Raw genomic sequence first — 26,759 nt, forward strand, 5'->3', positions numbered from 1 at the left:
GTGTTGATGGTGATACCACGTGCTTTTTCTTCCGGCGCGTTATCGATCTGGTCGAATGCGCGAGCAGAACCACCGTAGGTTTTTGCCAGAACGGTAGTGATTGCAGCAGTCAGAGTAGTTTTACCATGGTCAACGTGGCCGATAGTACCGACGTTGACGTGCGGTTTTGTACGTTCAAATTTTTCTTTAGACACGGCTTTATTCCTTACTATAGTGCTCTCCCTCTTTGGAGAGAGCACGGGACTTTGGTTTTAACCCTGCGGCTTATTTACCACGGGCTTCAATTACGGCCTGAGCAACGTTGTTCGGCGCATCATCATACTTCAGGAATTCCATAGTATATGACGCACGACCTTTGGTCAGAGAACGCAGCTGAGTTGCATATCCAAACATTTCAGACAGCGGAACTTCAGCATGGATCTTAACGCCAGTAACTTCAGATTCCTGACCGCGCAGCATACCGCGACGACGGCTAAGGTCACCGATTACGTCACCGGTGTTCTCTTCCGGAGTCTCTACTTCAACCTTCATGATCGGCTCAAGCAGAACTGGTTTCGCTTTCTTAAAGCCATCTTTAAAGGCAATAGACGCAGCCAGTTTAAACGCCAGTTCAGAGGAGTCAACGTCGTGGTAAGAACCGAAGTGCAGACGCACACCGAGATCAACTACCGGGTAACCCGCCAGCGGGCCAGATTTCAGCTGTTCCTGGATACCTTTATCAACGGCAGGGATGTATTCGCCAGGAATTACACCACCTTTGATGTCGTTGATGAACTCGTAACCTTTCGGGTTAGAGCCCGGCTCCAGCGGGTACATGTCGATAACAACATGACCGTACTGACCGCGACCACCAGACTGTTTAGCGTGTTTACCTTCGATATCGGTAACTTTCGCGCGAATCGCTTCGCGGTAAGCAACCTGAGGTTTACCGACGTTCGCTTCAACGTTGAATTCACGTTTCATACGGTCAACGATGATGTCGAGGTGCAGTTCACCCATACCGGCGATAATGGTCTGGTTAGATTCTTCATCAGTCCATACGCGGAATGACGGGTCTTCTTTTGCCAGACGGCCCAGAGCCAGACCCATTTTTTCCTGGTCAGCTTTGGTTTTCGGTTCTACTGCGATGGAAATAACCGGTTCCGGGAATTCCATACGTTCCAGAATGATCGGGTGATCCGGGTTACACAGGGTGTCACCAGTAGTCACGTCTTTCAGACCGATAGCAGCAGCGATGTCGCCCGCGCGGACTTCTTTGATCTCTTCACGTTTGTTAGCGTGCATCTGAACGATACGACCGAAACGCTCACGTGCAGCTTTCACGGAGTTCAGGATGGTATCGCCAGAGTTAACCACACCGGAGTAAACACGGAAGAAGGTCAGGTTACCAACAAACGGGTCGGTAGCGATTTTGAACGCCAGCGCAGAGAACGGCTCTTCATCACTTGCGTGACGCTCAGCCGGAGTATCTTTACCGTCGTCCAGGATGCCTTTGATCGCAGGTACGTCAGTCGGGGACGGCAGGTAATCAACTACCGCATCCAGCATCGCCTGAACACCTTTGTTCTTAAACGCAGAACCGCAAGTTACCAGGATGATTTCATTGTTCAGAACACGCTGACGCAGAGCTTTTTTGATCTCTTCTTCAGTCAGTTCTTCACCACCCAGGTATTTCTCCATCAGCTCTTCAGAAGCTTCAGCAGCGGATTCGATCAGGTTCTGGTGCCATTCTTCAGCCAGGTCCTGCATATCAGCCGGGATATCTTCGTATTCGAAGGTTACACCCTGGTCTGCGTCGTTCCAGTTGATGGCTTTCATTTTCACCAGGTCAACAACACCGGTGAAACCTTCTTCAGCACCAATTGCCAGCTGCAGCGGAACCGGGTTCGCGCCCAGACGGGATTTGATCTGACCAACAACTTTCAGGAAGTTAGCGCCCATGCGGTCCATTTTGTTAACGAACGCGATGCGCGGAACTTTATATTTGTTTGCCTGACGCCATACGGTTTCAGACTGCGGCTGAACACCACCAACGGCACAGTAAACCATTACCGCACCGTCAAGAACACGCATGGAACGTTCTACTTCGATAGTGAAGTCAACGTGCCCCGGGGTGTCGATGATGTTTACGCGATGCGGTTCATACTGCTTCGCCATACCAGACCAGAATGCGGTAGTCGCAGCGGAGGTAATGGTAATACCACGCTCCTGCTCCTGCTCCATCCAGTCCATGGTTGCGGCGCCGTCATGAACTTCACCGATTTTGTGGTTTACACCGGTGTAGAACAGAATACGTTCGGTAGTCGTGGTTTTACCGGCGTCGATGTGCGCACTGATACCGATGTTACGGTAGCGTGCGATGGGTGTTGTACGAGCCATTTGATTCCTCGTTTGTCTCTTTAGGCGTTCAGATTTAAGTTGCCAAACGGCGGGCCACTTGCCAGAAGCGCCCGCCATATGACTAAAACTCCGAAGGGATTACCAACGGTAGTGTGCGAACGCCTTGTTGGCTTCGGCCATACGGTGAACGTCTTCACGTTTCTTAACTGCAGTACCTTTGTTGTCTGCAGCATCAGAAAGTTCGTTCGCCAGGCGCAGAGCCATGGATTTATCACCGCGTTTACGAGCAGCTTCAACGATCCAACGCATTGCCAGAGCATTGCGACGAACCGGACGAACTTCAACCGGAACCTGATAAGTAGAACCACCCACGCGGCGAGACTTAACTTCCACAGTCGGGCGCACGTTTTCGAGAGCTACTTCGAACGCTTCCAGTTCATTTTTACCAGAACGCTGAGCCAGGGTCTCAAGCGCGCTGTATACGATTGCTTCTGCAGTAGATTTTTTACCGTCTACCATCAGGATATTGACAAATTTAGCCAGCAGTTCTGATCCGAACTTCGGATCCGGCAGAATTTTACGCTGACCAATAACACGACGACGTGGCATGGAAATACTCCGTTGTTAATTCAGGATTGTCCAAAACTCTAAGAGTTTAGTTTGACATTAAAGTTAAAACAGTTTGGCCTTACTTAACGGAGAACCATTAAGCCTTAGGACGTTTCACGCCGTATTTGGAGCGAGATTGCTTACGGTCTTTAACACCGGAGCAGTCGAGCGCGCCACGTACAGTGTGGTAACGAACACCCGGGAGGTCTTTTACACGACCGCCACGGATCAGGATCACGGAGTGCTCCTGCAGGTTGTGACCTTCACCACCGATGTAGGAAGTCACTTCAAAACCGTTGGTCAAACGAACACGACATACTTTACGCAGTGCGGAGTTCGGTTTTTTAGGGGTGGTAGTATATACACGAGTACATACGCCACGTTTTTGCGGGCATGCTTCCAGCGCAGGCACGTTGCTTTTTGCAACTTTGCGAGCGCGTGGTTTGCGTACCAGCTGGTTAACTGTTGCCATTAAATAGCTCCTGGTTTTAGCTTTTGCTTCGTAAACACGTAATAAAACGGCCTCATATAATATGAGGACGCAGAATTTTATGGCTGTGCTTAAAAGGTGTCAAGAAATATACAGCGATCACACATTACCAATGCATCTGAACAGCGTTTTTCACCGTCAGGCTAACGAAATCATTATAGCCAACCCTGACAACACTGCTTGAAATTTGACCACCCAGACCACGGGCATCGATATCTTCTTTAAGGACATGCACTGTTATGGGGGCGTTTAGCAATAACTCAACATAGCGCCCGTTTTGCAAGGCCGCCGTTACACCATCTGAAAGCAGCAGCAGATCGTCGCCGGGGCGCAGCAAACGGAGCATCGACGCTATATCACACTGCCAGGGAGAGCGGGACAAGGTATGCAGCATAAATGCCTCAAAAGGTCAGAACGACAGTGTAGCTATCAAGTTTTTCGCGCAGCGCATCCGGCTCCAGGCGCTGAGCCGGCAACACGAATGTTGTCTCTTCACCTAATCCACGCTCACGCAGGGAAGCCGCACACAGCCAGCACTGTTCGATGTCATAAAGCGGCAGGACTTTAAACGTCGCGATGTAATCGCGCGCTAATACCGCGTCCGGCCGCTGATTGGCCAGTAACTGGAATACCCCATCACCAATAAAAAACACGCCAATATCGTCGGTAAACGCAGAAGTCGCCAGCAAAGCATCCAGCCCTTCGCGACCAGAAGAAGAGCCATGCGGCGCAGAAGTAAACACAAAGGCGATACGTTTCATCAGAATTGCACCACCCGATCGCAAGCGAGCGCGGCTTCCGCCAGCGCGCCAAGGCCCGTCAGTGAAAAACCGGCTTGCAGGTTTGCACCTGACAGCGCCAGCCGTTGTGCTTCGACAGCATCAACAACACCGCGGCGCAGCGCCGCAGCAACGCAGATATGCAGCTCGACATGGTGTTCTTCATGCAGGCGTTGCCAGGCGCGAACCAGGTCAAATTCATCGCTGGCGGGCGCAGTAAGCGCGTTCGCATTGCTCACCCCTTCCCGATAAAAAAAGACACTGGCTAAGGTATGCCCGGCATCCAGTAGCGCCTGCGCAAACTGATACGCGCTGCTGGCTTGTTGCGTACCATACGCCGGGCCGGTGACCATCAGGGCAAAACGCATTAACGATCCTGTACGGAAAAATCGCCGCTTTTGAACTGGCGGATATAGAGATAAACAGTGTGTTTTGAAATATTGAGGCGGTCGGCGACCTGATTGATAGCATCTTTGATATCGAAGATACCTTTCTCGTAGAGATTCAATACGATCTGGCGATTCTTGGCGTTATTGGAAACATTACGATCGGCATTAACCTCTTCAATAGTGAACTCCAGCGTTTGCATGACCAGATCTTCTACTGAGGAAGCAAAGTTTACTGAAGAGCCAACATCCGGGGTTTCCGGTGGCACAAAAGTGCTCATGATCTGCGAGAACGGCACATCAAGATTCATATTGATGCACAGCAGACCAATTACCCGATGATCGCGGTTACGGATAGCGATAGTGACGGATTTCATCAGCACACCGCTTTTCGCACGTGTGAAGTAACACTTCGATACGCTGCTGTCGGCGCCGGTCATATCATGCAGCATGCGTAAGGCGAGATCGGTGATGGGCGAGCCAATTTTACGCCCTGTGTGTTCGCCATTGGCGATACGGATTGCGGAACATTTCAAATCTTGCAGAGAGTGCAAAACGATTTCACAGTGGCTACCAATGAGCATCGCTAACCCGTCCACCACCGCTTCATAGGATTTGAGGATATCGAAGTCGGTCTGATCGAAAGGACGTTGATCCAGTAAATCAAGTTCACTGGTTTCGTTGGTTAATAGCGACCTGGACATGAAAAAAAACACTCCTTTTCAGGAGCCTGTCGTTATGTTTTCAGGGCAGGCTCAGTATTTATGTGGGGATATAAATTAATACATCGTAGGTTAAGCTTTCCAGAATTATATCCCTGCTGCAAAAAAAAACGCCGCCCGAAGGCGGCGCTATTGCAAATTTTATTTCTTACTGGTGTCTGCGGCTTTCGCATCAGCAGCTTTATCGCCCGCTGCCGGTGCAGCTTCTGGCGCTGCGGCATCTGCTTTCGGTGCGGCTTTGATATCCAACAACTCTACGTCAAAGACCAGCGTGGAGTTAGCCGGAATACCCGGAACGCCCGTTTTCCCGTAAGCCAGTGCCGGTGGGATAACCAGTTTGATCTTGCCGCCTTTCTTGATGTTTTTCAGGCCTTCGGTCCAGCCAGGAATGACACCATCAAGACGGAAAGAGAGCGGCTCGCCACGGGTGTAAGAGTTATCGAACTCTTTACCGTCGATCAGCGTACCTTTGTAGTTAACAACAACCGTGTCGCTGTCTTTCGGCGCATCACCGGTGCCTTCTTTCTCTACTTTGTACAGCAGACCGGTATCGGACGTTTTCACACCTTTCTCTTTAGCGAAGGTGTCACGGAAGGCTTTGCCTTTTGCTTCGTTGTCAGCAGCGTCTTTTTCCATGCGATCCTGCGCGGCAGTTTTCACACGTGTCTCAAACGCTTGCAGAGTTTGTTCAATCTCCTGGTCGCTCAGTTTGCTCTTATCAGCAAACGCGTCCTGAACACCGGCGATCAGCTGTGCTTTATCCAGTTTGATACCCAGCTTTTCCTGCTCTTTCAGAGAGTTTTCCATATAGCGGCCCAGCGAGGCACCCAGCGCATAGGCAGATTTCTGGTCGTCATTTTTAAATGCCGCTTTGCTGTCAGCTGCTGCAGCCGGCTCTTTCTTTGCAGCGGTATCGGCAGCGAAAGAGATCGGAGCGTGAAGGGCGACGGCCATCGTGGTCGCCAGCAGCGTGACTTTAAACAGTGATTTCATCCATTTCTCCAGGGGCCGGGGCATCTCGCCCCAGGGTTAAACAAAATGTAAGAGACGTACTATAAAGCGTTGCGGTGGAAATCAACATAAGGACACCACCTGAATTCACCTGTTTTCTGACTATTTTTGTTTAAATAAGTTTCTGCTTTTCTTTGCCAGAGCTGTACCTGGCGGCAAAGTTCAGTAAAATTCGCTCGTTTAACAAAAATCGGGCCGGACGCAATCCAGAGGTGAAGTATGCAAGAGTTAACAATCGAAGCGCGACTGGCGGAACTGGAAAGTCGGTTAGCTTTTCAGGAGATGACCATCGAGGACCTAAACCAGACGGTAGTCGCCCATGAGTTGGAAATGGCAAAGCTGCGCGAACATCTGCGATTAATGGCAGAAAAACTCAAAGCCAGCCAACCTTCACACATGGCATCCCCTTCAGAAGAGACGCCGCCGCCCCATTATTAAGGCGTAAAAAAAGCGGGTTTCCCCGCTCATCAATGACGCTATGGATTTCGTGTTGCAGGCAGGCGGCAAACTTGAAAATCCCCGGTAGCATAGAAAACGATGCGACCGGGGTTTAAAAGCGAAGCCAACGCCCCTGCGGCGCGAAAAACAACGCGTATTAGTGGCAACCGCAGCCGCCATTACCGCCGCAACCACCTTTCCCGTGGTCATGACCGTGTTCGTGGCCGTGGCCACCGCAGCAACCGTCGTGATCGTGGTCGTGGTCATGATCATGACCATGCGGACCGTGAACGTGGCCATGAGCCAGTTCTTCTTCCGTTGCTTCGCGAATAGCGACAACTTCAACGTTAAATTTCAGGTTCTGGCCAGCCAGCATGTGGTTGCCGTCAACAACAACGTGTTCGTCTTCCACTTCGGTGATTTCTACCGGTACCGGGCCCTGGTCGGTTTCTGCCAGGAAGCGCATGCCAACCTGCAGTTCGTCAACGCCCATAAAGACGTCTTTCGGGACGCGCTGCACCAGGTTTTCGTCGTACTGACCGTAAGCGTCGTTCGCGCCAACAGCCACATCGAATTTGTCGCCGACTTCGTGACCGTCCAGCGCGTTTTCCAGACCAGAGATCAGGGAACCGTGACCGTGCAGGTAGTCCAGCGGCGCACTCACCGGAGACTCATCAACCAATACACCGTCTTCTGTACGTACCTGATAGGCCAGGCTGACCACCAGGTCTTTTGCTACTTTCATGATATCTCCTGAGCGTGGGAAAATTACTGGCGCAGATTGTAGCGGAATTCTGCACCTGTGTACCCTTTAGCTTAAAAAAAGCTGCCCGATCTCGCTAGTCTGGATGAAAAATCCCGATCACTTGCTCATCTTTGCGAACATGCTCGCGGGCTTCTTTATCCGCTTCGCGCATCTGGTGTCCACACTTAACACACTCAACAATATCGACATTATTCTCACGCCACATTGCCATTGAGTCCTTCGCCTGGCAGGCCGGGCAAACCGCGCCGGCGATAAAACGTTTTCGTACAGCCATTCGATCCCCCTTATTCAAACTCGTCCCAACCATCCAACTGGCGACGCTCTTGCTGCATTTCTCGCTGGAAAATCTCTTCCAGCTCGCGCCGCGCTTCGCGGACACGGGAAATTTGCATCGTATCGGTATGCACCGGCATCAGCTCGCGCAGCATACGCATATCTAAACGTTTAAAGTGCAGTTGCGCACGCTGAGCCTGATGTGGATGCACTCCCAGCGAAATAAGCGTCTTGCGCCCTAACTCCAGCGCACTGGAGAACGTCTCGCGGGAAAACTGCGTCACACCGGCTTGCAGTAGTTCATGCGCTTCCACACGCCCGCGAGCGCGCGCCAGGATTGCCAGATTCGGAAAATGCTGCTGGCAAATTTCCACCAGCTTCATGGTATCCAGCGGGTCATTACAGGTGATGACGATCGATTGCGCCGCTTCCGCGCCTGCCGAGCGCAGCAACTCCACTTGAGTTGCATCCCCGTAATAGACCTTATACCCATATTTACGCATCAAATTGACGGCGCTGATATCGCGCTCCAGCACGGTAATGCGCATCTTATTCGCCATTAACAGACGGCCAATCACCTGACCAAAACGACCAAACCCCACCACAATCACCTGGGGTTTATCGTCTTCCACCCATGGGGTTTCATCTTCATCTTCTGGGGTGTTGTAACGCCGCGAGAGCAGTTTATCCACACCGCGCATCAGCAACGGCGTAGTCATCATTGATAACGTGACGGTCACCAGCAGCAGCGCCATTTGATCATGCTGGAACAAGCGCTGGGAAGAAGCAGAGGAGAATAAGACAAACGCGAATTCACCGCCCTGACTTAACACACCGGCGAACTGCATACGCTCCGAACTGCGCAAACCGTATATCCGCGACAACCCATACAGTACCAGCGATTTTACCGCCACCAGCACCGCAACACTCAGTCCCACCCATAACAGATGGGTATAGAGCACGCCGAGATTCAGCGCCATGCCTACGGAAATAAAAAACAACCCCAGCAACAGCCCTTTGAAAGGCTCAATGGCGATCTCCAGCTCGTGGCGATATTCGCTTTCGGCCAGCAACACGCCAGCGATAAAGGTTCCCAACGCCATCGATAACCCCAGCGCATCCATAAACAGCGCCGAGGCCAGCACCAGCAGCAGCGTGGCGGCGGTAAACACTTCCCGCACGCCGGAACCAGCAATAAAGCGGAACACAGGCCTCAACAAGTAACGCCCGCCAATCAACATGCCCGCGAACGCCAGCACCTTCATGCCAACCTTCATCCAGTCGAGATGCTCATCACCGTTGCCCGCCAGCAGCGGCACCAGCGCCAGCGCCGGGATCACCGCTAAATCCTGAAACAGCAGCACCGAGAATCCCAGTTGGCCGGATTCGCTGCGATTCATGCCTTTATCGCGCATCAGTTGCAACGCCATCGCGGTGGATGACATCGCCAAACCGATACCGCCAATCACCGCCGCCTGCCAGGAGAACTGCGTCAGCATCAGTAGCCCGGCGAGGATCGCCGCGCTAAGCAGCACCTGCGCCGCGCCCACGCCAAATATTGAGCGCCGCAGTTCCCAAAGCTTACGCGGGTTCAACTCCAGTCCGATGATAAACATCAGGAACACCACGCCCAGTTCGGAGAAATGGAGGATTTCATCAACGTCGCTGATAAACCCCAGCCCCCACGGGCCAATCGCGATACCCGCAAGCAAATAGCCGAGCACCGCGCCAATGCCTAAACGCGCGGCAAGAGGGACAGCGACCACCGCCGCGAAAAGAAACAACACACCGGCCAGTAAGAGCGCGGAACCTTCCATTAACGGCCTCCCGGAGACAACGGCGACGCCAGCCAGTCACCATAAGCTTTGGCGTGATTCGCCAACTCCTGCGGTGATTGCCTACGCGCCCAATACACAATAATCGGGCTTAACCAGTGCATTCGGCACATGGCGGCAGTCAGCTCAAACGGGCGCAAAATGTCATTCATGGAGTAGCGGTTAAGCCCATCGTGGCGATACGCGGCCTCCGGTTCCCCGGTAGTGACCACGCTGCGCCAATACTTTCCCGCGAGTTGGTTCCCGCCAATGCCGCTGGCAAAGCCACGACTTAACACACGGTCAAGCCACTCTTTGAGCAGCGCCGGGCAACTGTAGGTATATAGCGGATGTTGAAACACAATGACGTCATGCTCACGCAGCAACGCCTGTTCATAAGGAATATCGATAAAAAAGTCAGGGTAACGGGCATAAAGATCGTGCACCGTGACATTTTGCAGCTGCGTTGCCGGCTTAAGCAAAACCCGGTTAGCTACCGAGTCCTGTGATTCCGGATGGGCATACAGCAGCAATACTTTCGCTGTCTGCGACATCATTCCCCTCCCGGGCGTCAAACTCTGGCGAGCGGCCAGTGGGCGCTGCCAGAATGATTTTGTCTATCATCTTCATTTTGGGCTACCATTGCGGCCCCGGTGCGTCCTTTGGCCGCACTCTTACATTATCATAATGACAAATTAACATAGTCTGAACATACGGCGCCTTATGATTGTTTTCTCCTCGTTACAAATTCGTCGCGGCGTGCGTGTCCTGCTGGATAACGCCACAGCCACCATCAACCCGGGCCAGAAAGTAGGCCTGGTGGGTAAAAACGGCTGCGGCAAATCAACGCTGCTGTCGCTATTGAAAAACGAGATCGGTGCCGACGGCGGCAGCTTCACTTTTCCTGGCACCTGGCAACTGGCATGGGTGAACCAGGAAACACCGGCGCTAAATGAAGCGGCCATAGACTATGTGATTGATGGCGATCGCGAATACCGCCAGCTTGAAGCTCAACTTAACGCCGCCAACGAACGTAACGATGGTCATGCCATTGCCACCGTGCACGGTAAACTCGACGCGATTGATGCATGGACCATTCGCTCTCGCGCGTCCAGCCTGCTGCACGGTCTGGGTTTTAGTAACGAGCAACTGGAGCGCCCGGTGAGCGACTTCTCCGGTGGCTGGCGTATGCGTTTAAACCTCGCGCAGGCGCTGATTTGCCGCTCCGACTTACTGCTGCTTGATGAACCGACCAACCACCTCGATCTCGATGCAGTGATCTGGCTGGAGAAGTGGCTGAAAAGCTACCAGGGCACGCTGATCCTGATTTCCCACGACCGTGATTTCCTCGATCCGGTAGTGGACAAAATTCTGCATATTGAGCAGCAAAGCCTGTTCGAATATACCGGCAACTACAGCTCGTTTGAGCGCCAGCGCGCCACGCGCCTCGCCCAGCAGCAGGCCACTTACGAAAGTCAGCAGCAGCGCGTTGCGCATCTGCAAAGCTTTATCGACCGCTTCAAAGCGAAAGCCAGTAAAGCGAAACAGGCGCAAAGCCGCATCAAAATGCTCGAGCGCATGGAGCTGATTGCGCCAGCGCATGTCGATAACCCGTTCCACTTCAGTTTCCGCCCGCCGGAAAGCCTGCCCAACCCACTGTTAAAAATGGAAAAAGTGAGCGCAGGTTACGGCGATCGCACCATTCTGAACGCCATTAAGCTGAATCTGGTGCCGGGTTCACGCATTGGCCTGCTGGGACGTAACGGCGCGGGTAAATCCACGCTTATCAAACTTTTGGCGGGTGAACTGGCGGCGCAGAGCGGTGAAATCGGGCTGGCGAAAGGCATTAAGCTCGGTTACTTCGCCCAGCATCAACTGGAGTTTTTACGCGCTGACGAATCGCCGTTGCAGCACCTGGCGCGTCTCGCACCGCAGGAGCTGGAGCAGAAACTGCGCGACTACCTGGGCGGCTTTGGTTTCCAGGGCGATAAAGTCACCGAAATAACCGAACGCTTCTCCGGCGGCGAAAAAGCGCGTCTGGTGCTGGCGTTAATCGTCTGGCAGCGCCCAAACCTGCTGCTGCTTGATGAACCGACCAACCACCTCGATCTGGATATGCGTCAGGCGCTGACCGAAGCGCTGATTGAGTTTGAAGGCGCATTAGTGGTCGTATCGCATGACCGCCACCTGATTCGCTCCACCACGGACGATCTCTACCTGGTGCACGACGGCAAAGTTGAGCCGTTCGAAGGCGACCTGGAAGATTACCAGCAGTGGCTAAGCGACGTGCAAAAACAGGAAAGCCAGCCGGCGGATACGGTAAAAGAGAGCGCCAACAGCGCGCAGGCGCGCAAAGATCAGAAGCGCCGTGAAGCCGAGCTGCGCACGCAAACTCAGCCGCTGCGCAAAGAGATTACCCGGCTGGAAAAAGAGATGGAAAAGCTGAATGCGCAGTTAGCGCAAGCCGAAGAGAAGCTCGGCGACAGCGGCCTTTACGATCAGAGCCGCAAAGCGGAATTAACCACCTGTTTGCAACAGCAGGCGGCAGCAAAATCGGGCCTCGAAGAGTGCGAGATGGCCTGGCTGGACGCGCACGAGCAACTGGAAGCCATGTTGCAAGGGGAATAACACGCAACAACGGCGGCGAGAGAGCTTATGAATCTGGATATCACCAACGACATTACGTTTCGCAAGCTGGGCATCTTCATGGCCTTTATGGAAAAGGGCAATATTGCGCGCACCGCCGAAGCGCTCAATCTCAGCGGTGTCAGTGTGCACCGCGCGCTGCACACGCTGGAAGAGAATGTCCGTTGCCCGTTGTTTGCCCATAAAGGCCGTAATCTCATCCCGCTGCCTGCCGCGTGGACGCTACTGGAATATTGCCAGGAAGTGACGCAATTGATGGAGCGCGGGCTGGATGAAGCGCGTAAAACTGCCGGGGTTGGTCAGGGGCGTTTGCGCGTGGGTACGCTCTACTCCCTGACGCTGGAAACCGTCCCCCGATTGATAATGGGGATGAAATTGCGACGCCCGGACCTGGAGATAAATCTGACGATGGGCTCAAACGAAACGCTGCTGCATATGCTTGAGGAAGGCTCGCTTGACGCGATTTTGATCTCCATTTCAGAAAGCGAAATTGACCGCAACAACCTCGAAGTGCTGCCGCTGTTTCATGACGATATCTTCCTTGCCGCGCCGGCAAGCGCAACGCTTGAAACCGATACCCTTGCTGACCTGCGCGACTACCGCGCGCAAAAATTTGTCTCGCTGGCTGAAGGCTTCGCCACCTATGCCGGTTTTCAGGAAGCGTTTCATATTGCCGGTTTTGAGCCGGAAATTGTCACCCGCGTGAATGACATCTTCTCCATGCTGAGCCTGGTGCAGGCGGGCGTCGGATTTACGCTGATGCCGGGAAGGATGAAGAAAGTCTACGAAGGATCAGTGCAGATGTTGCGTCTCGCCGAGCCGTATCAAATGCAACAGTTGATCGCCATTGTCTTTTCACGCAACCGCGAGCGCGATCCCAACTTGCTGGCGCTGGCGGCGGAAGGCCGCATGTACGCCCGCAGCCTGCAAGAAAACATTACGCCTGCATCCTGAGGCGATTCGCCAGATGTACCGCCACATCCACACCGCTGCGCTCCAGCGAAATGCTTTCGCCGTTCCACGCGGCTTGCCGTGTCAGGCAGGTAAGAATACCGCCCGGCGGCATTTCAATCGCCAGTCGCGCGTCGCGTTCGTTGGCGGCAATGACCGCCTCTTGCCAGCGCACGGTGCGCGCCATATTCCACGCCAGATCGTCGGCGATTTTCTCCGGCTGCCACAACACGCGCCCGGTGCTACCGCTCAAGTAAGCACACTGCGGGCGACGGAGCGTGACACCCGCAAACGCCTGCGCCAGTTTTTCAGCGGGTTTTTCCAGCAATGCACAGTGGGAAGGTACGCTGACCGCGAGCCGCTGCGCCTTGTTAGCGCCTTTTGCTAACGCACGTTGCGCCACTCGCGCCATCGCCTCATCGCTGCCGGCGATGACAATCTGCGTCTCGGCGTTGAGGTTAGCGATATAGGCTCCGCTGCCTTCGATCAGCGTTTCCACGGTAGGCAACGTCAGCCCCATAATCGCCGTCAGCCCGTAACTGTGCGGATACGCCTGCTCCATCAAATCGCCGCGCAGCGCCACCAGGCGCAGTGCATCCTGAAAATCGAGCGCGCCGGCGACCACTGCCGCCGGATACGCACCAATCGACAGACCGCTGGTGATATCAACGCTCACGCCCCGGCGTTGTAATTCACGCGCCCAGGCCACACCGGCAATCAGCAGCGCCAGTTGCACCGCGCGGGTATGTTTTAGCGCCCCGGCAGTATCGAGCGTATCGACTTCTGCACCCAATACCTCGCGGGCTTCGTTCATTTCACTGCCCGGCAGACCTTGTAACATTCCCGGGCGTTGCGTCCCCTGCCCCGGAAAAGTAAAGATGATCTTCATGAATCCTCCCTTTGCCAGGGGTCGCTCACCAGGCGCGGCCCGTGGTTGGTTTTCAGCATTACCCGCCCGTCGCGTAACCATTCAGCTAACGCAAAACCGCCGTTCGGGGTTTCCACCTGGGTATCCGCCCGGCAAAGCCCACCGCTGAGTTGCTGCTGCCAGCGGGCCAGATCGCGTGTGGGAAGCGGTTTCGGCGCGCGGATGAGTAAGTCGAGATCGCTGGTCGCATGGATAACCGGAATACCGGTCGCCAGCGCATAACCCGTGCTGCCGGTAACACCCCATGTCCACGGCCAGGTAAACTGCGTCAGTTGCAGCGCCAGTTGTACCGGTGGCTGGGAGATAAACGGCGAGCGCGGCAGTTCTTGCGGTGTGACCAGTTGTTCAGGAGAGACCACCCGGATGACCTGCTCTGGCTTCACCCACCCCGCAGCGCGTTGGTCGCGGCGCAGACCGCGCACGCCAACGGGGATGCGACCGTTTTGTTCAACATCACGCCGCACCACCACCGGTAAACCAGCGTGCCAGATCTCTGCGACCCAGGGGTCGGTTACCTCTTCCAGCGCGTCTTGTGCGCGTAGCCAGAGAAGATCATGCGGGCGTAATGTTGCGGTCATGATTACATTCCTGAAGTCAGCGTGATAAACAGCGGCAGCGACAGGATACAGAGCACGGAGCTCAGCAGCAGCACGGCTTCCGCATCCGGCGATTGCACGCCAAAGCGGTTACCAAATACCACACCGAAGAAGCCCGCAGCCAGCGCAATCATCAGGATAGCGGTGATCGCCACCGAACCATGCAAACCAAGCACCAGAACAATCCCCCACGCAATCGCCGGTTGGATCAGCAGTTTGGTGATGGTGGCAGAAATAACCATGGTGTTAATGGCCAGTTTTCGCGCCGAGAGGATCACACCCGTCAGGAACAGCGCCGCCGCCGTCGCAGCAAGGCCAAGCGGTTTGATCGATGCCAGCACCAGTTCCGGCATTTTTATGCCGATAGCGGACAGAACCACCCCGAGCAGCGGCCCCCAGACAATCGGTTTTTTCACCGAACGCCACATCAATACTGGCAGCATTGCCAGCGTAGAACCGGTGTTATCACCCGCGGCTCGCGCTTTTTCACGCTCAAGGATCAGTAAGCAGAACGGCGTCATCAGGACTGAACCGCAGGCGATAGAAACCGCAACGGAGAGCGATGTCGACGAGCCTTCACCCAGCACGCTGCCCAGAATTGGCAAGCCGAGCGCGGCGTAGTTTGGCAGTGCGACAGTCAGCGTCAGCACCGCGGCATCCTGCGGCGATTTTTTGAAAACCGAGGTCGCCAGGAAATAAATGGCGGCATAGGTAATCCACATGGAGAGTGTCAGTACCAGAATCAGCGGCGACTGTGCGATGATCCCGGTCCACGGCGTCTGAACAGTAGCGCTAAACAGCGCCGCGGGCAGGGCAAAATCCATTACAAAGATATTCAGCAGGGAAACGTTTTTGTTGTCGACCATTTTGGCCTTTCCCGCCCAGAAACCCAGCAGCATGATGACGAATATCGGTGCGAGGGCATGAACAATTACGTAAGTCATAAATCACCTGTAAGCCTTTAAAAAGAAATCACGTCATCCTTCGCCCTGCCTGTTTGTAGGCTGCTGAGTGACTCGTCTCTGAACCTCGCCCTTATGGGTCGTCGTCCAGTGACGTTCAAATCTGTTTCTGACAGATTTGTTGTTCACCCTGGTCACTTACTTCAGTAAACAGCCAGAGATTCACTCAGTTGCCGCCTCAATGCAGAACGAATGATTTCGTGCTTGAGCCTTATATGCGATGGTTATTATTTTCAGGAGCAAAAGCGTTCATGGGCACGGCGTGCGCGCCCATGGTTTTGCTCTCTGGCAGGTTTCTTTTTACTTATTACTTACCAGCTCGCTTTCATGCGTTCGCGCACAAGAGCAGAGCTGCGGCGGTTGTCAGCACCCAAACGGTTTTTCAACGTGGTGTCCTGACGAGCGTCGTTGATGGCCTGGTGCAACGTACTCTGCACCTGCGCCAGATCGGCGTCTGAAGGCATGTCCGGGTTGCTGATGTTCAACAATTCGGAGAGCAGTCCCAGCGTCGCGTAGTTGCTGATGTCATAGGCCATAGGCGGAATGGTGGCCGCCAGTTTTTCCAGCGCCTCCACGGTACGCAGCGTAATGCGCGCCGCCGACTCTTTGCCCATGGCGTGGATAAGCACACCGGAATCGTTAAATGCAATCAGGCGATTCGCCTGGTAGCCGTGCGCCAGAAACGCCCCGGACATCGCTTTACCGACGATCAAACCAATCACCGGGTGTCCTGCCAGACGCGCATTGGCATAGGCCGCCGCCGCACCGGCTAGCGCCTGGTGAATCCCAAACGCTTCTTCGCGACGGCCATAGGCCTGGCTTGGCACATCAATCACCGCAATGATGGGGCGCTTCACGCTGTTGTTGGTATCGGCGGCAACGGTTTCGCTCACCACTTTCGCCAGCGTCCAACCCTCCAGCAGACCGACTTCACCTTTTGCGGCACGCGGATAATGGTTGTTAGCATCCGGCACCACGGCAATGAAACGCACCGCTTCACCGTTAACGTTGCCATCGACTGCCTGCACGGACGGGCACAGCCCGCTCAGACGTTTCGCATTCGGCGCCAGTTTTTCCATCCATAACGCGCCACGGCTTACTGTCGTACTCATGCTTTTCCCTCCCCGGCAAACAACGCGCTGATCTGTTCTGCATCCGCTTGTTTGCGGGTGTCGAAGTGGGTCAGACGTTGCAAATAATCGTCGTACTTATCGGTGCGATGTTTGGCAGGCACGCCTTTGGCGATCGCCTCGTTCATCGCCTGTTTCACCGCATGGATGCCGTCGCCGACCAGCGCATCCACCAGCCCGCTGCGATAACGCACTTCGCCACCGGTCATGCTCCAGATAAACGGACGGTCGCGGGAGTCGTACTCTTCAATCCCGGCTTCCTGTTCGATAACCTGTGGGCCGTTCAGACCAAGACGGGCTTCGCGCGTCACAATCAGGTAACTACAGAGCGCAGCGGCAATAGACATCCCACCGAAGCAGCCAACCGTACCGGCAACGATGCCGATAACCGGCGTATAGCGACGCAGGTCAACAATTGCCGCGTGAATATCGGCAATCGCCGCCAGCCCAAGGTTGGCTTCCTGCAAACGTACGCCGCCCGTTTCGAGGCACAGCACCGCCTGTGTCGGGATGCCGTTACGGTTATCTTCCGCTGCCAGCTCAAGTGCCGCCGCCATTTTCGCGCCGGAGACTTCGCCCATGCTGCCGCCCTGGAACGCGCCTTCAATCGCCACAACCACTGCGGGCTGGCCGTTGATGGTGCCTTTGGCGACCACCATGCCGTCGTCCGCCTGCGGCACAATGCCCTGCGGCCCTAACCACGGTGAAATGATGCCTTCAAACGGATCCAGCAGTTCGCGGTAGCTGCCGTCATCCAGTAGCGTCTGTGCGCGCTGACGCGCTTTAAGTTCGATAAAACTGCGATCGTCACGCATAGCTCACCTCTTCGAATACCTGTTCGATACGGATGCGCGCCACACCGGGCGTTGCGCCGAAATCGTGGATCACAAGCTGGCCCGCAGGCAGCGTGCTCACCAGACCGAGACGGTTGAACAGCGCTTCCCAACGTCCACGGCTGTTGTCCACGGAGGTGGTGATCTCAATTGTCAGTGTTTGCCCCTGGTCGGCGGTGAATAACACCTCCATATCCCCGGAGCCCACAACGCCCGCCAGCGCTTTACCGCGTAATGCGCGGCCAGCAGGCACGGTTATCGTAATGTGTTCCATAACTTCCTCTTAATTCGCTAAATAAGGCGTGGTCATGCGATCGAGAAACAGTGTCGCCGCGAGTAAATCTGCCGCGCCGCCCGGCGACGCGTTCAGCGCCAGCATCCGCGCGTCCAGTTCGGCTAACGCTTGCTGACCGGCCTTTGACGCAACGCCACCGGCTTGCAGCACCGCGCTCGCCCCGTGGCGCATTGCCTCCAGACCTTCGAGCCCCGCGCGGGAAAGCACGCAGGTGTCGCTCAGCGAGGTCATGATGGCCATCAGCGCATCGAGCCTGGCCTGCGCTTCGCTGCTGCCGCGCTGACGGCTGTGCTGCAACTGCGGCAACGCCAGCTTGATAATGTGCGGAAAGCCTTGCTGCGCCTCTTCACGTGCGCCCGGTACCCGGTAACGGTGGGTGGCGCGCAGCCCTTTACTGAAGAGCTTCGGCGCAGCGTCATCCGGTAGTTGCGCCAGCTTTGCGGCAAGGGCGGCAATGTCCTGTGCCGGTGCGTTACCGCCAGACATGGCGACCGCACTTACCAGCAACCCTAATGCCCAGATCGCGCCACGATGGGTATTCACGCCACCGGTGGCCGCCATCATCTGCTGCTCACCTTCCCGACCTAATCGCCCAATGGTTTGTCTGAGCGCCACATCCGCTGGCCGCCGCCAGCTTTGTTGCGCCAGCGCCTGAAACGTGGGGGTCAGGCTGTGCGCGGAACGCTCCATCAGTTCGAGCGTTAAATCGTGGTGCGCGCCGTTCCCCCGGCTGTCCACCAGACCGGGCTTCGGGCTTAATCGTGCTTCGTCAATCAGACACAGTGTGGCGGTTCGCGCCAACCATTCGGCACCGCCTTCAGCGTCAATCCGGGGCAGAAGTTTCATTACCAGCTCCGGAATTTCGCAGGTGGGTTGTACAGCCCGCCGGACCACTCAACCAGATCCGCGACGCTGCTGGCAGCCAGCAACGAACGGGTCGCGTCAGTGCGGCGAATGCCCATATCTTCCGGGTAGACCACTTTGCCGCTCTGGCGAAGTTGGGCGACACGTTTGGCGTCAACGCCCAGCCCGATATCGGTGATCCCTGCAACTGCCGCGACCATCGCCCGGCGCTCTTCAAGACTTTCGGCGCGATAGAGGTAAGCAATCCCCTCTTCGGTCAGCACGTGCGTCACGTCATCGCCATAAATCATCACCGGTGCCAGCGGCATGCCGGAGGATTTCGCCACTTCCACAGCGTCGAGTTTTTCCACGAACGTGGGTTTCGCACCGGCCTGGAAGGTTTCCACCATCTGCACCACCAGTTTTTTACCGCGCTGCATCGGATCAGGTTCGGTGATCATGTTCAGCCAGGCCGGTGTCGCGTGGCGGCGACCGTGCGGGTCATGGCCCATGTTTGGCGCGCCACCAAAGCCCGAAAGACGACCGCGGGTCACGGTGGAAGAGTTCGCCAGGCCATCGACTTGTAACGTCGAGCCGATAAACATATCGACCGCGTACTGGCCGGCTAGCTGGCAGAACGCACGGTTGGAACGCATGGAACCGTCGGAACCGGTAAAGAACACATCCGGGCGGGCGCGGATGTACTCTTCCATCCCCAATTCGCCGCCGAAGCAGTGCACACTTTCCACCCAGCCGCTTTCAATCGCCGGGATCAGCGTCGGGTGCGGGTTCAGCGTCCAGTGTTTACAGATTTTGCCTTTCAGACCGAGCTGCTCACCGTAAGTCGGCAGCAGCAGTTCGATGGCTGCAGTGTTGAAACCGATACCGTGGTTGAGCGACTGCACCTGATGCTCGGCGTAGATACCTTTGATGGCCATCATCGCCATCAGAATGTGTTCTTGCTTGATCAGGCGCGGGTCGCGGGTAAACAGCGGTTCGATAAAGAATGGTTTGTCGGCGACCACCACGTAGTCGATCCAGGAACCGGGAATATCCACGCGCGGCAGGTCGCATTCGTCATCCACCAGCTCATTGACCTGAGCGATAACGATGCCGTCACGGAAGGCGGCAGCTTCAACCAGCGCCGGGGTATCTTCGGTACTTGGGCCGGTGTAGAGGTTGCCTTTGCGGTCTGCTTTATAACCGGCAATCAGCGCCACATTCGGGCACAGGTCAACGTACAGGCGGGAGTAAAGTTCGATGTAAGTGTGGATCGCGCCGATTTCCAGCAGGCCATCTTCCAGCAGTTGCGAAATACGCAGGCTCTGGGTGCCGGAGAAGGAGAAATCCAGTTTGCGGGCGATGCCCTTTTCGAAAATATCAAGGTGTTCGCTGCGCCCGACGCTCGGCATAATCATATGCAGGTCGTGGACTTTCTGCGGGTTGACTTCAGCCAATGAACGCGAGAGGAAATCGGCCTGTTTTTGGTTGTTCCCTTCCAGCACCACACGGTCGCCCGGTGCAATCAGTTTTTCCAGCATGGCGACAAGGTCGCCGGTCGGCAGTACCTTGCCCTGCACGGGAATGGACGCCAGGCGGCGCTGTTTCTCGCTGCGCCGCGTGTTCCATACCTGTGCTGGCGTTTGCCCAGATAACATTATTAACCTCCTGATTCAGCTCATCATTTTGACTTGCTTAACACTGAACTCAGTGTGCGCCGTGGTGAGAAAGCCATCAATTAAGGAGGCGGCCAAATCATTAGCCTGAGAGTAATAATCAAATGAAAGTATTTGTGATGTGTGTCAATTTCCACATCGGAAGAAAGGCTTATAGCGCTGGCGGTACGGGCGTACCGCCAACTGAGGATTAACGCTGGTTCGCCAGGCGCTGGCGAATCTGTTCAAAATGCTCGGTCTGGTAGAGTTTGCCGTCAAGGAAACGGGTTTTCAGTTCTCCACCTTTTTCCTGTTCCCAGCTCTGTTCATCGTGCAGTTGCAGTTCGCCTTGCGCATCGCGATCCACGCGCAATAACCCGCGCGCCGAACGTTTCAGGCCGTTATCGGTTTTTGGCTCTTTAAAGATCATTCGCCCTTCACCGTTGACCGCGCCCCAGGTCGCTTTCATCGCAAAACCGAAGGTATCGCGGGTGTTGTACTGATAAGTAAAAGAGCCGACACCAAACACCACGTTAGAGCTGGCGAAACCTTTGGCTTCCAGACGGCGCAGGATCTCATTGGCGCGCGCCAGGGTAATGGAGTCGCCGTAAATCAGGCCGACATGCGGATCCAGCACTTTGTAACCCTTCTCATTAACCGTGCCGCCAAAGATTTCCCACAGCACTTCTACCGACCCTTTCTCCTCCGGGCTGCGCTGTGCTCGCGTGTCATCATCCGCGCCTGTACCGCAGAGAATTTCCACCGGATCACCGCTGTCCGGGCGGAACACCACGCGCCCTTCACGCCCCAGGATTATCTGTTTCAGTTCGCGGGTATATTCCGTCAGTACGCGCCAGTAATCCCAGGTATCGGAGACGATAGAGACAAATCCCTGCGGATAGATATCGGCAATCAGGCGGCGGAACGTTTCAATTTCATGGTCGTGTTCACCCATGCACATCACGCTGTGCTCGGTGGCAGGAATGCTGGCACCCATGAAGTACTCTTCACCACCGGTGTAGTGATCGCGGGCATACAGCAGCGAGGGAATACTGTCGGTGCCTTTAAAACTCAGTAAATGCCCCGCACCCGCCTGCGCCGTGTCGTGCAGACCAGCCATGCCGCGAAACGAGAAGTCGTGGCACTGGAAATCGAGGTGTGACAAATCCGTGCAGGTTTTCGCTGCCCACTGCTCGCAAATTTTACGGTAGTGGTGCGCAATGGTGGCGTTGGTGGAGGCTTTCCACAGCTCGGCGGAGAGTACGGTTTCCAGGTAGTTCACCAACCAGAAAAACTCCTCGCGGGTGTTGGTAATGGTCAGAACTGGCACTTTCATCGGCACTTTACTGCCTTCATCCAGCGACTTAATGTGCAGCGGCAGATAGCCCAAACGGTGCAGCGCGCGAATGTGATCGACTGCGACGGCGTCCCTGCCGAGATAGTTATCCATCACCTGCTTGTATTCGTTAACGACTTCCTCTTCCGGGCGGGCAAAAAAGCCGTCGTTGAACAGATCGACCATAAACCACTTCAGGAACCCCTGCAGACCGAAGAACACCAGCTTGCCGTCGGCCACCGGCGACTGAAAAAAGCGGTCGCTGCGCGGCGTGAAATTGGAGTAAACCTGCGTTGTCCCCTGTGGGTACTGCACACGGTGCGAAACTTTGTAACCGTCGATAGCCAGAATCGGATTGATATTCATGATGTTGTCTCCCTTAAGCGCGGAAAATAGCGTCAATGTCGATCAGTTCAACTCGCGGATCCGTCAGTGCAGGCGAGGTGAAGGATGTGGTGGTGTAAATCGCGTCGATACCGTTATTGAGCAGGTTCTCAACCCCTTTGGAAAAGACACCGTGCGTGACATACAGGCTAACGCTGCGGGCGCCGGCATCGCGCAACACCTGGGCTGAACCAATAAAGGTGCCACCTGCATCGCAAAGATCATCGACGATCAGCAGATCTTTGCCCGCGACGTCTCCGGCCACCAGCGCGAAACCTGTCAGGTTTCCGGTTGCGACATCACGCTCTTTTGTGAGGATGGCGTACTCTTGCGCGCCACTGGCTTTCGCCACGTTATGGATTTTCTTCAGCGCACCGGCATCCGGCGCGACCAGCATCAGCTCGCGATTGCCAATGGCGCGACGCAGAGTTTCGCTCTGCATTAAGCAGCTTTCCTGCGCGATGACTACGCAGTTATTGATGGCTGCTGCGGCGGCGTCACTGTGTGGGTCGAGCACAAAAACTTTGTTGAAATTGAGTGTGTTGAGTAAGTTTGCGAAAACTTTCAGCGCGAAGCTGTCGCCGGAAACCATATGCCTGTCCTGACGCGCCCACGGCAACCATGCCAGCTCCAGATGGCTCACCGCGATATCGGTGGCGTGACGAACGGCGTCCACCAGTTGTGCCAGCAACATGAAGTCGTTCATATCGCGCATCGCGGCAACACGCACCCGCATCTGCTGGGCGAATGACGGAAGTTTGCCGGTGACTTTGAGCCAGACAGCTCCGTCTGGAAAGACGCCATGGCTCAGTGCAACCTGCGCGTTATCTATGAATAATTCGATTCTGCTCGCCATCTTTCACCTCGACTCAATAATTAATGTCCCTTGGACACAATTAATATTGTCTATAAGACACTTATTAGGCAAGCATTTTTTTAATCATTGAGGAACTAAATACTTAACCACCTGAAAATTAACAAGATAAAAGTTAGCTTGCTGCCCCAGGGCAGGCTGATAAACTTGTGGCGTGTAAAAAGGAGCGAATGAGCGATGATCAGTGAAGCAGAGTACCTGAAATCTTATGATGCCAGCCGTTTCCCCTCACCGCTGGTGACGGTGGATAGCGTGCTGTTTACGGTGCATCAGCAGGTGCTTTGTGTGTTATTGGTTCAGCGAGCCAGCCAGCCGCAGCAAGGGCGCTGGGGATTACCCGGCGGATTTATCGATATGGTGCAGGATGATTCCACGCGTGCCACGGCGCTGCGCAAACTGACGGAAAAAACCGGTGTTTCCCCATCGTGGCTGGAACAGTTGGATACCTTTTCCGGCCCGCAGCGCGATCCGCGCGGCTGGAGCCTGACTATCGCCTGGTTTGCGCTGATTTCGTGGATGTCCTGCGCGCCGCATATTGCAAGCGTAAGCGACGCAAAATGGGTGCCGGTGAGTGAGCTGGATACCATGGAGCTGGCTTTTGATCACCGGACAATAATCCATGCGGCGCTGCACCGGTTGCGGCAGAAAACCATGTACTCGCTCCTGCCGGTTTATTGCTTGCCCGATACGTTTACCCAGGCGCAATTGCAGGAAGCAACCGAGATAATCCTTGGCCAGCCTATTCAGCGTAAAAGTTTGATTCGCCGCTTTGAAGCCTCCGGCATGTTTGAAGAGACCGGCGAAAGCGTGGCGACCGGCGCGCGTAAAGCGCGTTTATGGCGGCGTAAACCAGGCGTCGACATACATCTGTTTTCGCGGAATTTGCTAACAGATTAATACGCGATCGTGCTAAGTCCCGTAAAATGAACAAACGGAATGCTCTTGCGCGGTTATAGTTGTCCCAATACCTACTCTATTTTTTCTGTGTTATGGCTGAAATTACACCTTCACAACTTTCGGAAATTGCAGATGATACGCATGACTTTCGCCCGATGCGCGGCGTGCGTAACCCGCATTTCCAAACCATGCTGCCACGCATTTTACGTCGACGCTTACAGTTTGAACCCTGGTGGCAGCGCCTTGAGCTGCCGGATGGCGACTTTGTTGATTTGGCCTGGAGCGAAGAACCGAATCAGGCGAAACATAAACCGCGGCTGGTGGTTTTTCATGGTCTGGAGGGCAGCCTTCACAGCCCTTACGCGCACGGTCTGGTGCATGCGGCGAAGCAGCGCGGCTGGCTTGGCGTGGTGATGCATTTTCGCGGCTGTAGCGGCATCCCGAATCGCCTGAACCGCATTTATCACTCGGGCGAAACCGAAGATGGCACCTGGTTCTTGCACTGGTTACATCAGGAATTCGGACCCGCGCCAACCGCAGCGGTGGGTTATTCGCTCGGCGGGAACATGCTCGGCTGTTTACTGGCAAAAGCCGATGATAACTTGCCTGTCGATGCAGCGGTGATTGTCTCTGCTCCGTTGGTGCTGGAAGCCTGCAGTTATCATATGGATAAGGGATTTTCCCGCGTTTATCAGCGCTACTTGTTGAATTTGCTGAAAGCGAACGCCGCGCGCAAGTTACGCGCCTATCCCGGCTCGCTGCCAACCACCTTGCCTGCGCTGCGTAAGTTGCGCCGTATTCGCGAGTTCGACGATCTGATCACCGCAAAAATCCACGGCTTTGCCGACGCACTGGATTACTATCGCCGCTGTAGCGCGATGCCGGTTTTGCCGGATATTCGTAAACCGACGCTGATTATCCACGCGAAAGATGACCCGTTTATGGATCACAACGTGATCCCGGATGCCGGGCATTTGCCGGCAAATATTGAGTACCAACTGACGGAACATGGCGGCCATGTCGGGTTTGTTGGTGGAACCTTGCGCCACCCGGAAATGTGGCTGGAAAAACGCATTCCGGATTGGTTATCCGCTTACCTGGAAAGACGATGATTATTCCCTGGCAAGAAATTGATGCGCAGACGCTGGACAATCTGATTGAGAGCTTTGTCTTGCGCGAAGGCACTGATTATGGTGAACATGAGCGTTCACTTGAGCAAAAGGTCGCCGACGTTAAACGGCAGCTGCAACGCGGCGAAGCCGTACTGGTGTGGTCGGAACTGCACGAGACGGCCAATATAATGCCGCGCGGACAGTTCCACGACTGAACAAATACATGGCGGCTGGCTATACTGAAATAATCGTTAATTCAGGGAGTTGCTATGTCCGCCAAACATCCGGTTATCGCCGTTACAGGCTCCAGCGGCGCGGGAACCACCACCACCAGCCTCGCCTTTCGTAAAATCTTCGCTCAGCTCAATATGCACGCGGCAGAAGTGGAAGGTGACAGTTTCCATCGCTATACCCGCCCGGAAATGGATATGGCTATCCGCAAGGCCCGCGATCTTGGGCGGCATATCAGCTATTTTGGCCCGGAAGCCAATGACTTTGGCCTGCTGGAACAGACGTTTAGCGAATATGGTCAAACTGGCAAAGGCCAGGCGCGCAAATACCTGCACACCTACGATGAAGCCGTTCCCTGGAACCAGGTACCGGGCACGTTTACACCCTGGCAACCGCTGCCTGAGCCGACCGATGTGCTGTTTTATGAAGGTCTGCACGGCGGTGTAGTGACCCCGCAAAACGATGTCGCAAAGCATGTGGATTTGCTGGTGGGCGTAGTGCCGATCGTCAATCTGGAATGGATTCAAAAGCTTGTCCGCGATACCAGCGAGCGCGGGCATTCGCGTGAAGCGGTGATGGATTCTGTCGTGCGCTCGATGGAGGATTACATCAATTTTATTACGCCGCAGTTTTCCCGTACGCACATCAACTTCCAGCGCGTGCCAACGGTGGATACCTCCAATCCCTTTGCGGCGAAAGGCATTCCCTCGCTTGACGAGAGTTTTGTGGTGATCCACTTCCGTAATCTGGAAGGGATTGATTACCCGTGGTTACTGGCGATGCTGCAAGGCTCGTTTATCTCGCATATGGATACGCTGGTGGTGCCTGGCGGGAAAATGGGGCTGGCGATGGAGTTGATTATGACGCCGCTGGTGCAACGGCTGATGGAAGGCAAAAAGATCAAATAATGTAGAAAGCCCGGTAAGCAACGCGCCGCCGGGCTTTTCGCATCAGGCTTCGATAACTTCGTAAGAGTGGGTGATGTTCACCGCTTTTTCGAGCATCAAGGCCACGGAGCAATACTTCTCCGCGGATAAATCCACCGCGCGGGAAACCGCCGCATCCTTCAGATCTTTTCCGGTGACGATAAAGTGCAAATTGATGTGGGTAAACAGGCGCGGCGCTTCTTCGCGACGCTCTGAGGTCAGCTTCACTTCGCAGTCGGTCACGTCATGACGCCCTTTTTGCAAAATAGAAACCACATCGATGGCACTGCATCCGCCCGCCGCCATCAGCACCATTTCCATCGGGCTTGGCGCTTTGTCGCCGGAGTTGCCGTCCATCAGGATTTGGTGACCCGATGCGGACTCACCAAGGAACGTTAACCCTTCAACCCATTTCACACGTGCCTGCATTTTCTTCACTCCGGAGTGGCAATTTTCTTTACAGATTACGCGTACATAACAAAACTCGCAACGGAAGGCGACCTGCGTCATGCTGAAGCGAGACACCAGGAGA

At 55.0% G+C, this 26,759-nt stretch carries 31 protein-coding genes; 7 read left to right on the forward strand and 24 right to left on the reverse strand.

What is annotated here, in order from left to right; genetic code table 11:
• From ACFX4O_RS11565 to fkpA, 9 genes are all read right to left on the reverse strand, one after another.
• Positions 1-194 (reverse strand): GTP-binding protein (locus tag ACFX4O_RS11565; protein WP_004929415.1); only part of this gene is annotated, 194 nt, incomplete at its 3' end.
• Positions 195-264: 70 nt separating this feature from the next.
• A complete protein-coding gene (gene fusA / locus ACFX4O_RS11570) occupies positions 265-2,379 on the reverse strand; it encodes an elongation factor G (RefSeq protein ID WP_131413810.1) in 2,115 nt (704 codons plus the stop codon).
• 99 nt (positions 2,380-2,478) lie between these two features.
• Positions 2,479-2,949 carry a 30S ribosomal protein S7 gene (gene rpsG, locus ACFX4O_RS11575; protein ID WP_007369802.1) on the reverse strand — a complete coding sequence of 157 codons (471 nt, stop codon included), beginning with the start codon at positions 2,947-2,949 and terminating at the stop codon, positions 2,479-2,481.
• A 97-nt stretch (positions 2,950-3,046) separates the two neighbouring features.
• Positions 3,047-3,421 (reverse strand): 30S ribosomal protein S12, encoded by a 375-nt coding sequence (rpsL, locus tag ACFX4O_RS11580; RefSeq protein ID WP_003023654.1) that lies wholly within the window; start codon positions 3,419-3,421, stop codon positions 3,047-3,049.
• Positions 3,422-3,545: 124 nt separating this feature from the next.
• The gene (gene tusB, locus ACFX4O_RS11585) at positions 3,546-3,833 is read right to left on the reverse strand and encodes a sulfurtransferase complex subunit TusB (protein ID WP_131413811.1); all 288 of its coding nucleotides are present in this window, start codon (positions 3,831-3,833) and stop codon (positions 3,546-3,548) included.
• A 7-nt stretch (positions 3,834-3,840) separates the two neighbouring features.
• Entirely contained in the window at positions 3,841-4,200 is a 360-nt protein-coding gene (gene tusC / locus ACFX4O_RS11590; RefSeq protein ID WP_380209834.1) for a sulfurtransferase complex subunit TusC, read from the reverse strand.
• Positions 4,200-4,586 carry a sulfurtransferase complex subunit TusD gene (tusD, locus tag ACFX4O_RS11595; RefSeq protein WP_131413813.1) on the reverse strand — a complete coding sequence of 129 codons (387 nt, stop codon included), beginning with the start codon at positions 4,584-4,586 and terminating at the stop codon, positions 4,200-4,202. The genes tusC and tusD overlap by 1 nt, the downstream gene beginning before the upstream one ends.
• Positions 4,586-5,308, reverse strand: coding sequence for a transcriptional regulator (locus ACFX4O_RS11600; protein ID WP_017459895.1), 723 nt, complete (start codon positions 5,306-5,308; stop codon positions 4,586-4,588). Before ACFX4O_RS11600 ends, tusD begins: the two co-directional genes overlap by 1 nt.
• A gap of 159 nt (positions 5,309-5,467) precedes the next feature.
• A complete protein-coding gene (gene fkpA / locus ACFX4O_RS11605; RefSeq protein WP_131412012.1) occupies positions 5,468-6,319 on the reverse strand; it encodes an FKBP-type peptidyl-prolyl cis-trans isomerase in 852 nt (283 codons plus the stop codon).
• Positions 6,320-6,556: 237 nt separating this feature from the next.
• Between fkpA and ACFX4O_RS11610 the strand changes: the two genes are divergently transcribed.
• Positions 6,557-6,775, forward strand: a complete 219-nt coding sequence (locus ACFX4O_RS11610; RefSeq protein ID WP_131412011.1) for a protein SlyX — start codon at positions 6,557-6,559, stop codon at positions 6,773-6,775.
• Between the two features lie 157 nt (positions 6,776-6,932).
• On the opposite strand, the gene slyD is transcribed toward ACFX4O_RS11610, so the two are convergent.
• From slyD to kefG, 4 genes are all read right to left on the reverse strand, one after another.
• Positions 6,933-7,520, reverse strand: a complete 588-nt coding sequence (gene slyD / locus ACFX4O_RS11615) for a peptidylprolyl isomerase (RefSeq protein WP_131412008.1) — start codon at positions 7,518-7,520, stop codon at positions 6,933-6,935.
• Positions 7,521-7,614: 94 nt separating this feature from the next.
• Positions 7,615-7,815, reverse strand: a complete 201-nt coding sequence (locus ACFX4O_RS11620) for a YheV family putative zinc ribbon protein (protein ID WP_017459891.1) — start codon at positions 7,813-7,815, stop codon at positions 7,615-7,617.
• Positions 7,816-7,825: 10 nt separating this feature from the next.
• The gene (gene kefB, locus ACFX4O_RS11625; protein WP_380209831.1) at positions 7,826-9,631 is read right to left on the reverse strand and encodes a glutathione-regulated potassium-efflux system protein KefB; all 1,806 of its coding nucleotides are present in this window, start codon (positions 9,629-9,631) and stop codon (positions 7,826-7,828) included.
• A complete protein-coding gene (gene kefG, locus ACFX4O_RS11630) occupies positions 9,631-10,182 on the reverse strand; it encodes a glutathione-regulated potassium-efflux system ancillary protein KefG (RefSeq protein ID WP_131412018.1) in 552 nt (183 codons plus the stop codon). The genes kefB and kefG overlap by 1 nt, the downstream gene beginning before the upstream one ends.
• A gap of 169 nt (positions 10,183-10,351) precedes the next feature.
• On the opposite strand from kefG, the gene ACFX4O_RS11635 reads away from it, so the two are divergent.
• On the forward strand, positions 10,352-12,256 hold the full coding sequence (locus ACFX4O_RS11635) for an ABC transporter ATP-binding protein (RefSeq protein WP_380209829.1): 1,905 nt from the start codon (positions 10,352-10,354) through the stop codon (positions 12,254-12,256).
• A gap of 27 nt (positions 12,257-12,283) precedes the next feature.
• Positions 12,284-13,228 (forward strand): LysR family transcriptional regulator, encoded by a 945-nt coding sequence (locus tag ACFX4O_RS11640; protein WP_131412003.1) that lies wholly within the window; start codon positions 12,284-12,286, stop codon positions 13,226-13,228.
• On the opposite strand, the gene mdcH is transcribed toward ACFX4O_RS11640, so the two are convergent.
• The 10 genes from mdcH to prs form a co-directional block, all read right to left on the reverse strand.
• The gene (mdcH, locus tag ACFX4O_RS11645) at positions 13,212-14,114 is read right to left on the reverse strand and encodes a malonate decarboxylase subunit epsilon (protein ID WP_380209827.1); all 903 of its coding nucleotides are present in this window, start codon (positions 14,112-14,114) and stop codon (positions 13,212-13,214) included. The genes ACFX4O_RS11640 and mdcH overlap by 17 nt on opposite strands.
• Entirely contained in the window at positions 14,111-14,731 is a 621-nt protein-coding gene (locus ACFX4O_RS11650; RefSeq protein ID WP_380209825.1) for a malonate decarboxylase holo-ACP synthase, read from the reverse strand. Before ACFX4O_RS11650 ends, mdcH begins: the two co-directional genes overlap by 4 nt.
• 2 nt (positions 14,732-14,733) lie before the next feature.
• The gene (locus ACFX4O_RS11655) at positions 14,734-15,693 is read right to left on the reverse strand and encodes an AEC family transporter (protein WP_131411997.1); all 960 of its coding nucleotides are present in this window, start codon (positions 15,691-15,693) and stop codon (positions 14,734-14,736) included.
• Between the two features lie 329 nt (positions 15,694-16,022).
• Complete coding sequence (gene mdcE, locus ACFX4O_RS11660; protein WP_380209823.1) at positions 16,023-16,823, reverse strand: biotin-independent malonate decarboxylase subunit gamma; 801 nt, start codon at positions 16,821-16,823, stop codon at positions 16,023-16,025.
• Entirely contained in the window at positions 16,820-17,656 is an 837-nt protein-coding gene (locus ACFX4O_RS11665) for a biotin-independent malonate decarboxylase subunit beta (RefSeq protein WP_131411993.1), read from the reverse strand. Before ACFX4O_RS11665 ends, mdcE begins: the two co-directional genes overlap by 4 nt.
• Entirely contained in the window at positions 17,649-17,948 is a 300-nt protein-coding gene (gene mdcC / locus ACFX4O_RS11670) for a malonate decarboxylase acyl carrier protein (protein ID WP_020455512.1), read from the reverse strand. The genes ACFX4O_RS11665 and mdcC overlap by 8 nt, the downstream gene beginning before the upstream one ends.
• A 9-nt stretch (positions 17,949-17,957) precedes the next feature.
• Positions 17,958-18,815 (reverse strand): triphosphoribosyl-dephospho-CoA synthase, encoded by an 858-nt coding sequence (locus tag ACFX4O_RS11675; protein ID WP_380209820.1) that lies wholly within the window; start codon positions 18,813-18,815, stop codon positions 17,958-17,960.
• Positions 18,815-20,470: a malonate decarboxylase subunit alpha gene (gene mdcA / locus ACFX4O_RS11680; protein WP_380209818.1), complete on the reverse strand. Its 1,656-nt coding sequence runs from the start codon at positions 20,468-20,470 to the stop codon at positions 18,815-18,817. The genes ACFX4O_RS11675 and mdcA overlap by 1 nt, the downstream gene beginning before the upstream one ends.
• Before the next feature lie 208 nt (positions 20,471-20,678).
• Entirely contained in the window at positions 20,679-22,169 is a 1,491-nt protein-coding gene (locus ACFX4O_RS11685) for a nicotinate phosphoribosyltransferase (protein WP_380209817.1), read from the reverse strand.
• Between the two features lie 13 nt (positions 22,170-22,182).
• The gene (gene prs, locus ACFX4O_RS11690; RefSeq protein ID WP_380209815.1) at positions 22,183-23,043 is read right to left on the reverse strand and encodes a ribose-phosphate diphosphokinase; all 861 of its coding nucleotides are present in this window, start codon (positions 23,041-23,043) and stop codon (positions 22,183-22,185) included.
• Positions 23,044-23,238: 195 nt separating this feature from the next.
• Between prs and ACFX4O_RS11695 the strand changes: the two genes are divergently transcribed.
• The 4 genes from ACFX4O_RS11695 (at position 23,239) to ACFX4O_RS11710 (ending at position 26,209) form a co-directional block, all read left to right on the forward strand.
• Entirely contained in the window at positions 23,239-23,958 is a 720-nt protein-coding gene (locus tag ACFX4O_RS11695) for an NUDIX domain-containing protein (protein WP_131411979.1), read from the forward strand.
• 92 nt (positions 23,959-24,050) lie between these two features.
• Positions 24,051-25,070, forward strand: coding sequence for a hydrolase (locus ACFX4O_RS11700; protein ID WP_131411978.1), 1,020 nt, complete (start codon positions 24,051-24,053; stop codon positions 25,068-25,070).
• Positions 25,067-25,285 carry a YheU family protein gene (locus tag ACFX4O_RS11705; RefSeq protein ID WP_380209813.1) on the forward strand — a complete coding sequence of 73 codons (219 nt, stop codon included), beginning with the start codon at positions 25,067-25,069 and terminating at the stop codon, positions 25,283-25,285. The genes ACFX4O_RS11700 and ACFX4O_RS11705 overlap by 4 nt, the downstream gene beginning before the upstream one ends.
• Positions 25,286-25,339: 54 nt before the next feature.
• Complete coding sequence (locus ACFX4O_RS11710; RefSeq protein ID WP_131411977.1) at positions 25,340-26,209, forward strand: phosphoribulokinase; 870 nt, start codon at positions 25,340-25,342, stop codon at positions 26,207-26,209.
• A gap of 42 nt (positions 26,210-26,251) precedes the next feature.
• Here the strand turns inward: ACFX4O_RS11710 and ACFX4O_RS11715 are convergent, their stop codons facing one another.
• Positions 26,252-26,656 (reverse strand): OsmC family protein, encoded by a 405-nt coding sequence (locus tag ACFX4O_RS11715; RefSeq protein WP_058609467.1) that lies wholly within the window; start codon positions 26,654-26,656, stop codon positions 26,252-26,254.
• Positions 26,657-26,759 lie beyond the last annotated feature (103 nt).

The sequence above is a fragment of the Kosakonia sp. YIM B13571 genome (genome assembly GCF_042788095.1).
In the GTDB taxonomy this organism is placed as follows: domain Bacteria; phylum Pseudomonadota; class Gammaproteobacteria; order Enterobacterales; family Enterobacteriaceae; genus Kosakonia; species Kosakonia quasisacchari.

Bases quoted from the DNA above. Each gene is read 5' to 3' on its own strand.
- fusA (WP_131413810.1), bottom strand. From the start codon at position 2,379: ATGGCTCGTACAACACCCATCGCACGCTACCGTAACATCGGTATCAGT.
- rpsG (WP_007369802.1), bottom strand. From the start codon at position 2,949: ATGCCACGTCGTCGTGTTATTGGTCAGCGTAAAATTCTGCCGGATCCG.
- rpsL (WP_003023654.1), bottom strand. From the start codon at position 3,421: ATGGCAACAGTTAACCAGCTGGTACGCAAACCACGCGCTCGCAAAGTT.
- tusB (WP_131413811.1), bottom strand. From the start codon at position 3,833: ATGCTGCATACCTTGTCCCGCTCTCCCTGGCAGTGTGATATAGCGTCG.
- tusC (WP_380209834.1), bottom strand. From the start codon at position 4,200: ATGAAACGTATCGCCTTTGTGTTTACTTCTGCGCCGCATGGCTCTTCT.
- tusD (WP_131413813.1), bottom strand. From the start codon at position 4,586: ATGCGTTTTGCCCTGATGGTCACCGGCCCGGCGTATGGTACGCAACAA.
- ACFX4O_RS11600 (WP_017459895.1), bottom strand. From the start codon at position 5,308: ATGTCCAGGTCGCTATTAACCAACGAAACCAGTGAACTTGATTTACTG.
- fkpA (WP_131412012.1), bottom strand. From the start codon at position 6,319: ATGAAATCACTGTTTAAAGTCACGCTGCTGGCGACCACGATGGCCGTC.
- ACFX4O_RS11610 (WP_131412011.1), top strand. From the start codon at position 6,557: ATGCAAGAGTTAACAATCGAAGCGCGACTGGCGGAACTGGAAAGTCGG.
- slyD (WP_131412008.1), bottom strand. From the start codon at position 7,520: ATGAAAGTAGCAAAAGACCTGGTGGTCAGCCTGGCCTATCAGGTACGT.
- ACFX4O_RS11620 (WP_017459891.1), bottom strand. From the start codon at position 7,815: ATGGCTGTACGAAAACGTTTTATCGCCGGCGCGGTTTGCCCGGCCTGC.
- kefB (WP_380209831.1), bottom strand. From the start codon at position 9,631: ATGGAAGGTTCCGCGCTCTTACTGGCCGGTGTGTTGTTTCTTTTCGCG.
- kefG (WP_131412018.1), bottom strand. From the start codon at position 10,182: ATGTCGCAGACAGCGAAAGTATTGCTGCTGTATGCCCATCCGGAATCA.
- ACFX4O_RS11635 (WP_380209829.1), top strand. From the start codon at position 10,352: ATGATTGTTTTCTCCTCGTTACAAATTCGTCGCGGCGTGCGTGTCCTG.
- ACFX4O_RS11640 (WP_131412003.1), top strand. From the start codon at position 12,284: ATGAATCTGGATATCACCAACGACATTACGTTTCGCAAGCTGGGCATC.
- mdcH (WP_380209827.1), bottom strand. From the start codon at position 14,114: ATGAAGATCATCTTTACTTTTCCGGGGCAGGGGACGCAACGCCCGGGA.
- ACFX4O_RS11650 (WP_380209825.1), bottom strand. From the start codon at position 14,731: ATGACCGCAACATTACGCCCGCATGATCTTCTCTGGCTACGCGCACAA.
- ACFX4O_RS11655 (WP_131411997.1), bottom strand. From the start codon at position 15,693: ATGACTTACGTAATTGTTCATGCCCTCGCACCGATATTCGTCATCATG.
- mdcE (WP_380209823.1), bottom strand. From the start codon at position 16,823: ATGAGTACGACAGTAAGCCGTGGCGCGTTATGGATGGAAAAACTGGCG.
- ACFX4O_RS11665 (WP_131411993.1), bottom strand. From the start codon at position 17,656: ATGCGTGACGATCGCAGTTTTATCGAACTTAAAGCGCGTCAGCGCGCA.
- mdcC (WP_020455512.1), bottom strand. From the start codon at position 17,948: ATGGAACACATTACGATAACCGTGCCTGCTGGCCGCGCATTACGCGGT.
- ACFX4O_RS11675 (WP_380209820.1), bottom strand. From the start codon at position 18,815: ATGAAACTTCTGCCCCGGATTGACGCTGAAGGCGGTGCCGAATGGTTG.
- mdcA (WP_380209818.1), bottom strand. From the start codon at position 20,470: ATGTTATCTGGGCAAACGCCAGCACAGGTATGGAACACGCGGCGCAGC.
- ACFX4O_RS11685 (WP_380209817.1), bottom strand. From the start codon at position 22,169: ATGAATATCAATCCGATTCTGGCTATCGACGGTTACAAAGTTTCGCAC.
- prs (WP_380209815.1), bottom strand. From the start codon at position 23,043: ATGGCGAGCAGAATCGAATTATTCATAGATAACGCGCAGGTTGCACTG.
- ACFX4O_RS11695 (WP_131411979.1), top strand. From the start codon at position 23,239: ATGATCAGTGAAGCAGAGTACCTGAAATCTTATGATGCCAGCCGTTTC.
- ACFX4O_RS11700 (WP_131411978.1), top strand. From the start codon at position 24,051: ATGGCTGAAATTACACCTTCACAACTTTCGGAAATTGCAGATGATACG.
- ACFX4O_RS11705 (WP_380209813.1), top strand. From the start codon at position 25,067: ATGATTATTCCCTGGCAAGAAATTGATGCGCAGACGCTGGACAATCTG.
- ACFX4O_RS11710 (WP_131411977.1), top strand. From the start codon at position 25,340: ATGTCCGCCAAACATCCGGTTATCGCCGTTACAGGCTCCAGCGGCGCG.
- ACFX4O_RS11715 (WP_058609467.1), bottom strand. From the start codon at position 26,656: ATGCAGGCACGTGTGAAATGGGTTGAAGGGTTAACGTTCCTTGGTGAG.